The sequence below is a fragment of the Streptomyces sp. NPDC024687 genome (assembly GCF_055559055.1).
On record NZ_JBVHLJ010000023.1, the window covers coordinates 16,572 to 30,398 of the forward strand.

At 69.6% G+C, this 13,827-nt stretch carries 13 protein-coding genes and 2 pseudogenes; 7 read left to right on the forward strand and 8 right to left on the reverse strand.

The features are described 5' to 3' along the window. The first annotated feature begins 46 nt into the window (after window positions 1-46). Window positions 47-655, forward strand: a complete 609-nt coding sequence (locus ACZ39I_RS41495; RefSeq protein ID WP_467250897.1) for an ABATE domain-containing protein — start codon at window positions 47-49, stop codon at window positions 653-655. A 186-nt stretch (window positions 656-841) separates the two neighbouring features. Then, the gene (locus ACZ39I_RS41500) at window positions 842-958 is read left to right on the forward strand and encodes a zinc finger domain-containing protein (protein WP_467250899.1); all 117 of its coding nucleotides are present in this window, start codon (window positions 842-844) and stop codon (window positions 956-958) included. Between the two features lie 671 nt (window positions 959-1,629). Here ACZ39I_RS41500 and ACZ39I_RS41505 read toward each other — a convergent pair. The 3 genes and pseudogenes from ACZ39I_RS41505 to ACZ39I_RS41515 all read right to left on the reverse strand — a co-directional run. Further along, window positions 1,630-2,016, reverse strand: coding sequence for a nuclear transport factor 2 family protein (locus tag ACZ39I_RS41505; protein ID WP_467250900.1), 387 nt, complete (start codon window positions 2,014-2,016; stop codon window positions 1,630-1,632). Between the two features lie 345 nt (window positions 2,017-2,361). Further along, window positions 2,362-3,147: a sulfite exporter TauE/SafE family protein gene (locus ACZ39I_RS41510; protein WP_467250902.1), complete on the reverse strand. Its 786-nt coding sequence runs from the start codon at window positions 3,145-3,147 to the stop codon at window positions 2,362-2,364. Window positions 3,148-3,257: 110 nt separating this feature from the next. After that, window positions 3,258-3,447: pseudogene (locus ACZ39I_RS41515) on the reverse strand (IS5-like element IS4811 family transposase); the annotation flags it as partial. Window positions 3,448-4,275: 828 nt separating this feature from the next. Between ACZ39I_RS41515 and ACZ39I_RS41520 the strand changes: the two are divergent. Beyond that, window positions 4,276-4,956, forward strand: coding sequence for a polysaccharide lyase family 7 protein (locus ACZ39I_RS41520; RefSeq protein ID WP_467250903.1), 681 nt, complete (start codon window positions 4,276-4,278; stop codon window positions 4,954-4,956). Window positions 4,957-5,062: 106 nt separating this feature from the next. Here the strand turns inward: ACZ39I_RS41520 and ACZ39I_RS41525 are convergent, their stop codons facing one another. After that, the gene (locus ACZ39I_RS41525; RefSeq protein WP_467250905.1) at window positions 5,063-5,545 is read right to left on the reverse strand and encodes a hypothetical protein; all 483 of its coding nucleotides are present in this window, start codon (window positions 5,543-5,545) and stop codon (window positions 5,063-5,065) included. Between the two features lie 373 nt (window positions 5,546-5,918). Next, window positions 5,919-6,446, reverse strand: a complete 528-nt coding sequence (locus tag ACZ39I_RS41530; protein WP_467250907.1) for a hypothetical protein — start codon at window positions 6,444-6,446, stop codon at window positions 5,919-5,921. A 160-nt stretch (window positions 6,447-6,606) separates the two neighbouring features. Between ACZ39I_RS41530 and ligA the strand changes: the two genes are divergently transcribed. After that, window positions 6,607-8,691 carry an NAD-dependent DNA ligase LigA gene (gene ligA, locus ACZ39I_RS41535; protein WP_467250909.1) on the forward strand — a complete coding sequence of 695 codons (2,085 nt, stop codon included), beginning with the start codon at window positions 6,607-6,609 and terminating at the stop codon, window positions 8,689-8,691. A gap of 613 nt (window positions 8,692-9,304) precedes the next feature. Beyond that, window positions 9,305-9,736: a spore-associated protein gene (locus ACZ39I_RS41540; protein WP_467250911.1), complete on the forward strand. Its 432-nt coding sequence runs from the start codon at window positions 9,305-9,307 to the stop codon at window positions 9,734-9,736. A 21-nt stretch (window positions 9,737-9,757) separates the two neighbouring features. Here ACZ39I_RS41540 and ACZ39I_RS41545 read toward each other — a convergent pair. Continuing rightward, window positions 9,758-9,823, reverse strand: a pseudogene (locus ACZ39I_RS41545) (DUF6420 family protein); the annotation flags it as partial. A gap of 143 nt (window positions 9,824-9,966) precedes the next feature. Then, entirely contained in the window at window positions 9,967-10,278 is a 312-nt protein-coding gene (locus tag ACZ39I_RS41550) for a hypothetical protein (protein WP_467250913.1), read from the reverse strand. 535 nt (window positions 10,279-10,813) lie between these two features. Between ACZ39I_RS41550 and ACZ39I_RS41555 the strand changes: the two genes are divergently transcribed. Then, window positions 10,814-11,299 (forward strand): lamin tail domain-containing protein, encoded by a 486-nt coding sequence (locus tag ACZ39I_RS41555; protein ID WP_467248797.1) that lies wholly within the window; start codon window positions 10,814-10,816, stop codon window positions 11,297-11,299. Between the two features lie 729 nt (window positions 11,300-12,028). Here the strand turns inward: ACZ39I_RS41555 and ACZ39I_RS41560 are convergent. Then, window positions 12,029-12,412: a WhiB family transcriptional regulator gene (locus ACZ39I_RS41560; protein ID WP_467250915.1), complete on the reverse strand. Its 384-nt coding sequence runs from the start codon at window positions 12,410-12,412 to the stop codon at window positions 12,029-12,031. Between the two features lie 811 nt (window positions 12,413-13,223). On the opposite strand from ACZ39I_RS41560, the gene ACZ39I_RS41565 reads away from it, so the two are divergent. Then, on the forward strand, window positions 13,224-13,460 hold the full coding sequence (locus ACZ39I_RS41565) for a hypothetical protein (protein ID WP_467250917.1): 237 nt from the start codon (window positions 13,224-13,226) through the stop codon (window positions 13,458-13,460). Window positions 13,461-13,827: the final 367 nt, after the last annotated feature.

Sequence of the window (13,827 nt, forward strand, 5' to 3'; positions counted from 1 at the left end):
GGCTAGGCAGGCGTCACGGAAAAACGCAAGCGCTACCATGAGAGGCATGGACGACACCCTGGCCACCGACGTGGCGCCGACCGCTCTGCCCCCGGCGCCGGGTGCCGACCGGTACCGCTCCCTGGACTTCGCCGACACCGCCGCCACCCTGCCCGCCGGCCAGAGCTACGACCTGCTCGCCGCCCCCGAATCCGCCATGAGCTGGCTCACCGCTCGCGACCTGACCGCCCCAGAGGTGCAGCTGTACGAGTTCTGCGCCCAGCGGATGCGCACCCTGCGCGGACACGTGCGGGCCCTGTTCACCGCGCGCGTGGTCGGCGCGCCCCCGCCCGAGGAATCCCTGCACGCGGTGAACGAGGCCCTCACGGCCGTGCCCACCGCCCCCCTCCTCACCTGGGACGGGGCCCAGGGGCTGCGCCGCGTCCAGGCGCACCCCACCGACCAGGCCGTCAACCACGCACTGGCGACCCTCGCCGCCGACGCCGCCGACCTGCTCACCGGTCCCGACGCCGACATCCTCGCCGCCTGCGGCTCCGCCCCCTGCGACCGGTTCCTCCTGCGCACCCACGGTCGGCGCCACTGGTGCTCCACCCGCTGCGGCGACCGTGTCCGTGCCGCCCGCGCCTACGCCCGGCGCAGCGGCGCGTCGGACTGACGCACCACCCCAGGGGCTCTCCTGTGGGCCGCCCGGTGGCCACGCGAAACACCTTCAGCAGGCTGCTTCCGGTTGTCGTCCGGCAGCCGCGGGCTTGATCACTGAAGATCACCGCTCTGACTCGGGCTCTCTCACAAACATTCATCTGTGACACGTTGTGCGAGGCACTTCTGAGAGGCTTCCCGGATGGATCTCACGCCCGATCGGGCCGCATTGGCGGTAGAACGTCACGGCTGTCCGGACTGTGACGCGCCCGTCGGCTCCGCCTGCCGCACCCGCGGCGGGAAGACCGCCGCGAAGTAACCGGGCGCTCGCGGAAGCCGAGGAAGCCGCGGCCGACGACGGTCTGCCGCTGCGGCCCAAGCCCGTACGCATCCGCCGGCCCGAGGGCCCCCTCACCCCCGAGGAAATCGACCTCCGTGAACGGCTCCAGACTCAGCCCCACCCGAACGCCGAGCTGCGGTAGTCCCGCCCACGACCAGCCCTGATCCCAAGATCACCGGCTTAGTGTTAACGGCTGTACCGCTGTGCCCCAAGGCCGAAGTACGCGCTCCCGCGACCATGCACGCTCCGAAGCGAAGTGTGCAAACCCGGCGGTCGATCCGAAGTTCGGCTACCGGTCTCCAGGCCGGACGGGACGAGTCCTCAGTCGCCGACCACTCGCTCACGGACGCGGGCAGGAGGGGATCCGTGCGGTGGCCGACCGAGCGCCGCTGCGGCGCTGAGCGGTGGGGCGGTCGGCGCGGAAGAGGGCGTCAGCGACGGTGGCCGCGTCCGGGCGGTGGGCCCTGCACCGTGCGCCCCGGACCGGGCGTGCGCCACGCCGTGTGCGCACGGCCGGCGGGGGAGTGGGTTGCATCGTGGACGACACATCGCGCCGTGGGCCTGATGAGCATCGCGCCGCGTGTGGGCGCCCGTTGCCAGCCCGCGGGTGTTGGCAAGGGGTCGTTTTCGTCGGCGAGGTGCCACTGGTCTCAGCCCACGCCGGGCGGCACGCGCGTGGCCTGGTGGTAGTACATGCGCCAGCTTGCGGCTTGGTCCGTCTTGCGCCAGATCGAACTGTGCCTGGTCCTGCGTTCGCCGAGCGTGGTCTCGAAGGTCAGATGCACCAGACCCGGCGCGAGCAGCACCCCCGAGATCTCCGAGGGCTCATAGCGGGGACCTTCCGCCGAACTGCCCGGGTGGTCAGGCAGCTCGGCGAGCATGGCCTCATACGTCCATCGGCGCCCCGACCCGCCGACCTCCACGAACTCCGGGTCGAGGAGCTGCCGGGCGCGTTCCCGCGAGACGCGGACACGCGGATCCATGAGCTGCAACTCGCCCGCTATTGCCTGGTTCACATCGTCTGTTGCACCGTCCATGGCCGTATCCTCGCCGGGCTCACGGGTCCCGCCGCAACTGATGTCATCTGCCACCGGACGGTGCCGTCCTCCGATTGGTGATCAGGTTGACCTGCGACATGGCCCGTTCACTCGGGCTTGGGAACTCAGTCGCCGACCACTTCGTCCGGACGTGCGGGCGACGGCCCTGTCGACACCCGCTCTTGCGTCCTGCGCGCTGCGTTTTGCCGTCAGCGACTCGCAATCAATCCACCGCAGCCAGTGGTTCGGGCTGCTCGTGGGCGGGGACTGTCGTGTGCCGGGGAGGGCGTTGGCGTTCAACGTGCTGATGGGGCCTACCGCGTACGGCCAGACCTGTCCCAGAGATCAACTGAGCCCATCGATTGCGTAAAGGGTGCCCAGCGTGGTGGCGAGGGCGCCCAGCAGTAGCCGGAGAAGGGTCTCCGGCAGACGGGGTTGGAGGCGGGCGCCGAGGTATCCGCCCATGAGCCCGCCGAAGCCGCAGGCCAGACCGAGGAACCAGTCGGGTGCGATGCTGCCGGTCCTGGCCAGGGACAGCAGTGCGTAGGTGGAGGCCCCGACGACGGAGGTGGCGAAGGTGGAGGCGAGCGCGGCGGGGGCGACCTTGGCGACGGGGATGCCGCGGCCGACCAGGATGGGACCGAGGATGGAGCCGCCGCCGATGCCGTAGATCCCGCCCACGACCCCGACGGCGAGCGCGAGGCCGGTGATTGTCCGGGGCGCGGGCTCGGGGTGCGGGCTCTCCGGGTGTGTGGGGCGAAGTGTCCGGGTGATCAGCCAGATGCCGAGCGGCAGCATCAAGGCGGCGATCAGGAGCCGGAAGACGTGTGGGCCCGGTAGGGCGAAGACGCGGATGACCGCGCCGAGAACCACGCCGGGGAGTGTGCCCGCCACAAGTCGGCGGACGAGGGGCCCTCGCAGGGCTCCGTCGCGCCGGTAGCGCAGCAGGGCGCCGGGCCCTGCGACGACGTTGTACAGGAGGTTCGTGGGTGTGACGGCCGGGCTGGGAACGGCGAACACGCTCAGTTGCACCGGCAGAAGGAATACGGCTCCGGACACCCCGACCGGGGCGGTCACCACGGCGATCAGCAGCCCGACCACGAGGCCGGCAGCTCCCAGTCCCCACTCCACCCGACTCTCCCCTGTGCGCATATCAACGAGGCGGATCTCAACTGGTGCCCCGACGGGAGCGTAGAGCGCCTCGCCGGCGTGACGGTGATGAGAATTGATATTGGGCGTGGTCAGGCGGCGGCCGTGAGGGTGATGGATGCCCAGGTGATGAGTGTTCGCTGACCTGGGGCAGTCTCTCGTGGGGTCCCGGCAGCGGCGGCGGGCCCGCACGATCCACGACAGTGAGCGCTCGACGACCCAGCGGCGGGGCAGCACGACGAAGCCGAGTGTGTTCGGTGATCGGTGGACGATCTCGATCGTGAGCTCGAGCCGGGTCTTCGCCCAGGGCACGAGGGTTGGCCAACTGAGTAGCGGATCGCGTCCAGCACTGCGCGGTGGCAGTGTGCCTCGGGCTGTCCGTCTGTCCGCGCAGCCATGAACGGTACCGGCAGCAGCGGCCGGGCCACGGCATAGGCGGATGCGTTTGCGAGCCGGTGGGCGACACAGTCCCAGGCCGGAGACGTCGCGTTGAACCTCACCGGCGCACGCAACTTTGAGCTGCCAAGAGGCCCTGCAGCGACGACTGCTCAGCCGCGCTCCTGCACAAGCTTCACGCGGTGACCCTCAGGATTAAGTTGTGTGTACGCAGGAGGCGTTCCTCGGCGACGCAGACCGGTCGGGTGGCCGGCCCCGATGGGGTGCGCGTGCACGGTAAAGCCGGGGCGCGGCTCGTCGTGGACCACGGCGTCGACGGTGTCATCGGCGAACGGGGCGAACTCGGGGGGCGGCTGCGGAAGGGAAGGAAAGGGTGCGGTCGCATCGGGTCTCGCTCGGTCGGGACGAAACCCGTCGTCCTGCCGCGCGGTTCCGGCCCGGACATGCGTGCACGGGATGTGCCGACCGTCGGCGACGCAAACCGTAGGGGGTGCCGGACGGGGTCTAGCAGTCACTTCGGTGTCGGCCTGTGCCACAGGCCGACACCGAAGAGATTCCCTATTCATCGGGTCTATCGCCAGCGGCGGACGCACGAGTCTCCTGAGTTCACGACAATAGTCTGGTCCAAGTCATTGACTCCTCCGATGTGTTGAGGTTGCCTGCTTCCCTCGCTCCTCATCTCCGCACCCGCACTTCACCGGAAAGGAACACGACATGAACAGGAGATCCGTCTTACGGGCCGGTGCCGGTCTGCTGGCCGGCGGCGCCGCGCTCGCACTGCCGTCCGCCGCCCTTGCCGCCGCGGCGCCCGCCGCCTCCCCGACCGACGGCTGGACCAAAACCTCATTCACCTACAGCTGGCAGAAGCCCTGGAACCTCGACCTCAGTGACCGGCACAGCTACAGCGGCGGCGTCGACCGCATGTGGGTGTACGCCACCGACCAGCCGTTCCAGGAGGGCAGCTCCACAGACCCGCGTACCGAGATGCGCTGGAAGGTCGACTACACCACGGGCGACCGCATGTGGGACGCCGACGTCTACCTCCCGTCCGGCACCGACGGGGCGTCCTTCGTTCAGATCCTGCGCAGCGTTCACCCCTCGGGCACTCCCGCCACCGACATCATGCTCAACATCTACGAGACCAGCGGCGGCACCGTACGCCGCTACGACGGCACAGTGCTCAAGACGGGCGCGTACGACACCTGGTTCAACGTGAAGATCGCCCACGAGGCGAGGACCGGGACCGGCACCGTCAGGGTCTACTTCGACGACTCCCTCGTCCTGACCGTCGACGACCGGGGCCCAGCCACCCGCTACTTCAAGAACGGCGTCTACAACCACGGTTCCGGCCGCGCCGAGGCCCGCTTCCGCAACATCCAGTACTGGACACGGTGACGCCGCACGCGCCGACGACAGGCTCTCGCCTGCCCGGCGGCACGGTCCAGGCAGGCATCGGTTCGGAGCGCGTCGCGCTGTTCGGTCACCCATTGCTCGACCTGAGCTACGGATGCCGCGACAGGCTGGTCCGAGGTGTCGAGCAAGTGGGTGCACCGTCGCCGGTCGTCGCCGGTCGTCGGCGGTCGTCGGCGGTCCAGCTGGTCCAGCGGTGCCAGGCCATACGGGGCCGGCTGCCGTCGATGATGGCGTCGGGGCGGTATCGGGGATCCTGAACGTGTTTGCGGTGCCAGGCGGCCCAGCCGAGGAAAGCGTCGACCGCCGCGGCGTCCCATCGGTCCGCGTCGCGCTCGGTGAGCCTGCGGCGCCGGGCCTCGTCGGACACGTCGATCAGACAGATCGCGATGTCGTCCAGCAACGGGGCGGAGGGGCTGGCCAGGACCTCTCCCAGCGGGGACTGCCCGGTCAGCAGGAGGTCGACTCCGCGGACCTGGTACTCCAGCGCGCGACGCAGCCACGCCTCGGTCATGCGGTTGCGCCACTGGCGATCGGCGCCTTCCGGTACGCGGACCTCGTCGAAGTCGTGCACGGCGAGCCGCCCCAGCTCCGGTTTGTCACAACCACTCGTTGATGGCAGCGCCCAGTACGGACCCTTGTAACGGACAGTCAGTTTCTCGTATCCCGCTGGCACCGCGCGGTGCCCCTTCAGTGGTCTCCGGGATTGTGCAGCCGGTGCCACGTCTACGCAGGTAGGCGCGGTTCGCGCGGAAGCCGCATGCCTTATCGGACCCCGCTCTGTCCGGCCGGGACTGGCCCAGAGCGATCAGGAAACCAATGCGATGGCCGATCCTGAGAACCCGGAGCGGCCGCAGCAAGGTGCCACAGGGGCGACGGGCACACAACCAGCACAAACACCGGGGTGTCGGCAGACCCGGGCCTCGCGCTCAACCGCCTTGACCTCCCTACAGTTGTTCCCCCGTGCTGGGTGGTTCCGGAGGATGCATCCCGCCACCGTCCTTGATGTCCCTTTCACAGGTGCGTCCGTCGTAGGACTGGTCATTGGGGATCAACAACACTCCGGCAACCTGCTCAGGGTGCTCGACGGCGAGCCAGTCGTCGCCCGTGCGGGGATCGTAGGCCGGCCCGAACGCCTGGGACGAGTAGACCGTCTGACACCCCAACGCCACACGCTCCTCGTCGACCGCGCAGGCGTCCACTGCGGGGTCGGAATATTCGTCGGCGCCGTCGAAGCGGAAGCGGAAGTGGACCCGGTCGCCTTCGGAGGGCACCTGTGGGTGGGGCTCGAGCCGCCAGTCAACGACCGCGGCGGTGACGCCGAGAGGCTGCCCATCCGTGTTCACGACCTGCACCCTGACACCGGCCTTGCCGCGCTCCGCTGTCGTGTCGGTGCAGCCCCAGGAGGAGCAGCCGGACAGGGCGAGAATCACCAGAGCCAGCGGGGCAACGTCGAATACCCGTGCAGGTAACACTGAGGTGACCTCCGGTCGGAGTGGGGCGGGGCAGTCTATCCCGGGCCCTGGCACCTGCGGGTGAGGGCGACGAGCGCCTGCGGCGGCGAAGCCGAAGCGCAGAGGAGCCCTGTGAACTGGGCCGGTACCGTTGTCAGTGGCGGCGTGCAGGATGACGGGCATGACGACACCCGCTGCAGAGATCATGGACAGTGCCGCCTACGCGCAGGCGGTCGAGGACGCGGTGAAGGCGTCGGCGGCCTACTACGGGGGCGGCACGTCGGCGCTGGACGACGATGCCTACGACCGGCTGGTACGCGGCATCGCCGCGTGGGAGACGGACCATCCCGATCAGGTGCTGCCCGACTCGCCGACCGGCAAAGTCGCCGGCGGGGCGGTGGTGGGCGATGTGCCGCACACGGTGGCGATGCTGAGCCTGGACAACGTGTTCTCACCCGAAGAGTTCACGGCCTGGACGGCCTCGCTGGCCAGACGGGTCGGCCGCGAGGCGCAGCGTTTCAGCGTCGAGCCGAAGCTCGACGGCCTCGCGATCGCGGCCCGATACCGCCAGGGCCGGCTGACCCGGCTGATCACCCGCGGCGACGGGATCGCCGGGGAGGACGTCTCGCACGCGATCGGCACCCTCGAGGGCCTGCCCCACACGCTGGCGGAGCCGGTCACCGTGGAGGTGCGCGGCGAAGTCCTCATGACGAGGGCCCAGTTCGAGCATGCCAACGAGGTGCGCACCGCGCACGGCGGGCAGCCGTTCGCCAATCCGCGCGGTGCTTCCGCGGGCAGCCTGCGGGCCAAGGACCGCGCCTACACGGTGCCGATGACGTTCTTCGGCTACGGCTTGCTGCCGCTGGCCGACACCGACACCGAGCTCGCCGCACGGCTGGGCGAGCTCGCCCACAGCGACCTCATGGCTCTGAGCGCGCAGCTGGGAGTGAACACCACAGCTACCACCGCGGTCCCCGCAATCGTCGCCGCCACCGTTGAGGAGGTCCTGGAGCGCGTGCGGGAGATCGCCGCGCTGCGCGCCGAGCTGCCGTTCGGTATCGACGGCATCGTCGTCAAGGCCGATCTGGCCGCCGACCAGCGGGCCGCAGGATCCGGTTCGCGCGCTCCGCACTGGGCGATCGCCTACAAGCTGGCTGCCGTGGAGAAGATCACCCGCCTGATCGACGTGGAGTGGAACGTGGGGCGCACCGGGATCATCGCCCCGCGCGGCGTCCTGGAGCCGGTGGAGATCGAGGGTGCCACCATCACCTACGCCACTCTGCACAACCCGGCCGACATCACCCGCCGAGACCTGCGCCTGGGCGACCAGGTCATGGTCCACCGTGCCGGTGATGTCATCCCGCGCATCGAGGCACCGGTCGCCCACCTGCGCACCGGCGATGAGCAACCGATCGTGTTCCCGGAGGTGTGCCCGCGGTGCGGCTCCGCCATCGACACCAGCCAGGAACGCTGGCGGTGCGAGCAGGGCCGCAACTGCCACCTGGTCGCTTCCCTGTCCTACGCGGCCGGCCGCGACCAGCTCGACATCGAGGGCCTGGGCGCCACCCGCATCGTGCAGCTCGTCGAGGCCGGCCTGGTGGCCGATCTCGCCGACCTGTTCACCCTCACCCGCGACCAACTCCTTGTACTGGAACGGATGGGCGCGACCAGCACCGACAACCTCCTCACCGCGATCGCCGCGGCCAAGGACCAGCCGCTGTCGCGGGTCCTGTGTGCGCTCGGGGTCCGTGGCACCGGCCGCTCCATGTCCCGCCGCATCGCCCGTCACTTCGCCACCATGGACAACATCCGATCCGCCGACGCAGAAGCGATGCAGCAGGTCGAGGGCATCGGCACCGAGAAAGCACCCTCGATCGTCGCCGAACTCGCCGAACTCGCTCCGCTCATCGACAAACTCGCCGCGGCAGGGGTGAACATGACCGAACCCGGCGCAACCGCACCGCCCGCGGCCCGCGACACTGATGCCGCTGCCAGCGGCACGGATGCGGCGGTCGGGCCGCTGGCCGGGATGACGGTTGTGGTCACCGGCGCGATGACCGGGGCGCTGGAAAATCTCAGCCGCAACCAGATGAACGAACTCATCGAACGCGCCGGTGGCCGCTCCTCCTCCAGCGTCTCCCGGAAGACCACCCTGGTCGTGGCCGGGGAAGGCGCCGGATCCAAGCGTGCCAAGGCCGAAGCCCTCGGCATCCGCCTGGCCGGCCCGGACGAATTCGCCGCCCTGGTCGCCGACTTCACCAGCTGAACCTACGACCGCTGTGCTCCAGCTCACCGCGACCAGGGCAACGAGCGGGAACACCGCACAACGGTTGACCGTTCGTCTGTATGTGGCTGGCGGAGGGGACAGTGTCCCCGGGCCTCACCCTCCGCCCATGGGGACGATCGTCCGGCTGAAGCCCCATGGAGCAACCCGCCGAGAGGCGACCGCCCTCCGCACGCCACGGCCCCGGCTGGCTCCCCCGTCCAGCCGGGGCCTTCTCATACCAGCGACCGGCACAGACCCGTCGAGAAGATTCCGGTACCGCAGGGGTGGTACCGGCGAGCACGGTGAGCGCAACACGTACGGCCGCGACCCCGACGCCAACCGCAGGGCATCTGCCCGGACGGATGGGCCGCCAAGACCGGCCACCCGGAGATCCGTCCCCGTGACCGCGGTGGCCCACCCCTTCCCGGGGATGGCGACGAAGAGGGCGAGTTCTTCCCCAATGTCTCTCGAGGAGACACGGCCACGGACCCGTTCGCTCCGTGTCCGGGTTCGGTAACCGGTGCGGGTGGCCTACAACGCTGGTCGGGTGACGACGGTCAAACCCTTCGAAGTCGACAAGCTGTTGGGGCAGTCGACGAAACGGGGGATTCACATGAACATCATTCAGCGTGCCGCAGCGGTCGGAGCGGTCACGGCCGCCGTGGTCGGCGCCATGGGGGCCGTCGCACCGCAGGCAGGGGCGGCGACGCCGCCGGCGAAGTACAACGGTGTCTGCGGGGCGGGCTACACGGTGGTCGACTCGGCACCGGTCGGTACGGCGGGCACGGTCTACCTGACGTACAACCCCTCCACCGGACGGGACTGCGTGGTCACCGTGCGCGCCCGTCCCGGCACCGCCGTGTCCATGCTGGCGTCGGTCACGGACGCCCAGGACCCCGACCCCGAGTTCGATGACGGTTTCTACACGACCTACGCCGGTCCGGTGTACATCGGCCACCCCGGGCACTGTGTGAGCTACGGGGGACGGATCGCCGGCCAGAGCGGCGGAGCAAACAACGTGCACTGCACACCACTGTCCGACTGAGCGGTCCCACTTGGTCTTCTGCGCAGGACAGCCGAGGTGGTCCAGCGTGATCCGCAGGTGCGCTGCGTTCTTCCGGGCCTTCCGGATGGTCGGCGGGTGACGGTGACGTCACCGGTATGGAGGCCGGTGACGACGACGGTGACACCGCCGGCGGACCCGGACCGGCCCGTTGTGCCCGCATTCGCGGCCGGGCCGGTCGGTCCGTTCTCGTTCCCGCGTGTGTGTCCGCTTCAGCACGGGTGGTGCAGCCAGCGCTGCAGCGTGGTGTTGATGCTGGCGGGCAGGGCGCTGAGCTGGTCGATGGCGTCGCGGTCCTCGGGCCGGGGCGGGATGCCGGCGACGGTCAGTGCGGCGTGCAGGGCCAGGCGGCGCTGGTCGCGGGGATCGATGAGGGTGCTCAGGCGCTCGGCGGGGTTGGGCGGCGGCAGCAGGCAGTCCCTGTCCTGCCCGGTGGCCGCCGCAGGCCAGACGGTCTGGGCAGGGTCGGCGGCGTAGGGGTCGACGAAGGCCTGCGGCGTGCGGGGTTCAAGGGCGATGGTCACGTCGGGCTCCTTCGGTAGCGGGTGGATGTGCAGGGGGAGAGGCCCGCGCGACCTTATGCGGTTGCGGTTGCCGGGCGATGTCACGCCGACGGCGTCATCGGCGGCTCATCGTCTTTTCGACCAACACAGCAGCACGCCGCCCGCGACCAGCCGCTCGTAAGCACCGGCACCGGCGCAGAGTTCGAGGGGCTGTTACGCACTTTCGGGTGACGGCCTCGCAGCTGCTGGGGTGGCGCGTCCTGGCGATAGCGGCGGGGCGGCCAAGGCCCGTACGGGGTCTCTGCACGACAGGGCGTCAACTTCGCGCATACGCCGCATGAATGGACGTTACAAGCGAGAGTTGCGGAAATATGGGCGAATGGTAACGGACCGCTCGTAATCCGTTCACAACCTGCACGGCAAGGCCATGGTGTGGATGTGCGGCCGACCGGCCGCCACCCGCACACCGCACCAACCCGTCCCCACCGACCCGCTGTCAGGGCGGCAGGGCACGGGGGTGCTCGTACAGCATGGGGGCCTTGTGTCTTCTTCCACGGTGACCGCCCGTCGTCTCTCCGCCGCCGCATTGGTGGCCGCTGCGGTCGTGGGGGCGGTGGCGCTGCCGGCGTCGGCGGCCGACCACGCCCGGCCCGACCGCACGAAGGTGGAGATCAGCGCGGTCCAGTACGACGCGCCCGGCCGGGACGACCGCTCGCGGCGCTCACTGAACAAGGAGTGGGTGGATGTCACCAACACCTCGCGTCGCACCGTCAACCTCGACGGCTGGACGCTGAAGAACGAGGACGGCGACACCTACACCTTCAACCACTACCGCCTGGAAGGCCGCGCCACGGTCCGCGTCCACACCGGCAGGGGCCACGACACCGACAGCGACCTCTACATGGACCGCCACAACGAGGTGTGGGACAACCGCTCCGACACCGCCACCCTGCGCAACGACCACGACCGCTTCATCGACGACACCTCCTGGGGCCACCACCGCCACGGCGGTGACCACCGCGGCGGTGACCGCCACCACTGACCCGTCTTCCCGCCCCTGCGGCACGAGGTAAAGCAGCGGCGTGACGCGGCAGGGCCCCGGCCGGCTCGCCCGGCCGGGGCTCTCCGTCGTTCTGCCCCTGCCCGGGTGTGAGCGCTTGAACAGGCAACTCGAGGGGGCCGGAGGACGGCGGGCTGGTGCTAGGCGGCTTGGTAGGCCAGCTAGGCCAGTAAGCGTTCGCTGCGGCTTTCCTCGCGACGGCGACGGGGGGGCTAGTGCTCCTCTTCTCACCGGTCGGTCGAGGGCTACGACCTCACCCGGACGGAACGCCCATGATGACCGCCGACCCGCGCGCCCCGTACCCGAGAGACGGCGAGGACCAGGCCACGCTCCTGCGCCCGCCGGCTTGCATGGGCTGATGACCCGGGTCCAGGCGGTGCATTGAGCTGTCCGCATGGGCTCCCGCGCACGCTCCCGGCCGTCCGCCGTCGCCGGGTCCGCTGCCCCGAGGTCTCCTCTGCGGCCGATGCGTACGGGCCGAAAGTCCGGCATCGTTCCCGAGCAGGAGACCGCGGTGCCGCGATGGATCAGACCGGAGCACATCCAACAGACTCACCCCGCCTGGGCGGGTGGTTGCACTAGAGGAGAAGCGACGGAGGAGGTGACGGCGGATCTTGCCGAACGTTCCTCCGCTCCTGCTGGAGCTGTCCGCGTATCGGCCATTCCGCAAGGCCCTGATCTGGCGTGATGTGATGAAGCCCGCCTGTGCGGTCAGCACGCCTCGTGCAATACCCGGATGCCGACCTCGGCCGGGACGGCGGCACAGGTCTGCTGTTCATGTTCCACGCGGGCGGTGTGCAGAAGGCGCCACCACGACGTCACGGTCGGTCGGCGGCGAAGGAGCGCCCGCCGCTCGCGTTCGGTCATGCCGCCCCAGATGCCGTGCTCGATGCGCTGGTCCAGGGCGTAGGCCAGGCATTCGGTGCGCACGGGGCAGCCGGTACACACGGCCTTCGCCCTGTTTTGCGCCGCTCCCTCGACGAACAGTTCCTCCGGGTCGACGCTCTTGCACAGCCCTCGGTCGCCCCAGTCCGTATCCGTTATCACCTCGGCACCGTCCCCTCCCCGATTCCGCCGGCAGCTACGCCCGGCCATGCGGCAGGCATGTGAGAGTACGCGAGTCCGGTGCTGCGTGTTCAGCAGCGCAAGAGCGCCCAACTCTCACGAGTGAAGCGGACTTGCCACAGATTGGGCCGGGGCGATAACGGCGATCGAAGCGTGGATGTCGTCGACGAACCCCTCGCTCGCTTTCCGGGCATCGCGAGGAGCGGCGACTTCGGGCGTTCTGGGGGCGTGCTCAACGAGGCCACGAAGCATCGACTGGCCTCGCTGCGGCCGCACTTGGCCCAGAACACGTTGCACGGTGGGCCAACCGACGCGGGGTGAACCAGCTCAGTAGCTCGCTGGGCTCATAAGCCAGAGGCCGCAGGTTCAAATCCTTTGCCCACTACTGGAGTTCGGCCTCGCCGCAGTGAGCGGCGGAGGCCGACGTCTTTCTCGGGCGCGTCGGCCCACCGCCGAAATCACCCTGCGATGTCACACGCCTCTGGGATTCGGGACAGGAGTAGCCGTCCCGCCGCGTTCGGCAGCATGTCGGCGTTGGCTCGCGTGCCCCCGTTTCGATGCAGGCGGCGACCAGCGTGCCGATGAAGCCGATGGCGATGAGCGTGATGTTTCTGCCAGACGCCTCACGTTGCAATGCCGTCAGCGGCTCGGGTCTCGCTCTCGAGCAACGCTGAGCTGGGGGACAGCTTTGCCACATGACCGAATCGGCCTCTGTCCACGGGGCCTGACCACGGCCGCGGTCAGGCCACGGCTGCCCGATCCACGGCTGGTCAAAGAACCCGGTCCCTTGCTGCACGGGTCGCGGCGAGAGGGTCAGTGCTGCACGGCGTAAAGTCCCTACGTGACACACACCTTCGAAGAACTCCTGGACAAGCAACGCGCCGCCGACGAGGCGCACGCCACCGTGCAGGCCCTGCGTGGCCAAGGTGACCCGCCCGCTTACGAGACCGCGTGGCAGACATGGCGCGACCTCGCCCGCGACGTACAGGCCGCGGTCACCGAGCACGCGAAAGAGCAAGGCGCGATGCGGGCCGGAGTGGAACTTGATGTGAAGAGGGCAGTCCGTTACACCGAGTAGCAGGATGCAGTGGTCGACGCAGGGGCGGTCAGCCTGCGCGCACGGACAGGCTCGGCCACCGCACCTCCAGCGGTCGGATCGGTCATCACCCCACATCCAACCGCCACCGCCCACCCCGCCAACCTATGCGGTCACAGCACTGGCGCAACGCGGGAGTGAGTCCCACTCGACTGCCCGTGGGCTGCCGTATCGACGGTTCTCCGATCGGAGGGATGGAATCCTCGACGGCACTGACACCGCAGGGCAGGGCCGAGAGCAGTCCGCTTGCCTCCCCCCCCGTTATCTTCTTCGCGGTCCTGCAAGAGGGCCGCTGGCCTCCGGGCCCGGCATGACTGTTCCCCCCTGTCGAACCGATGACCTGGGGGGG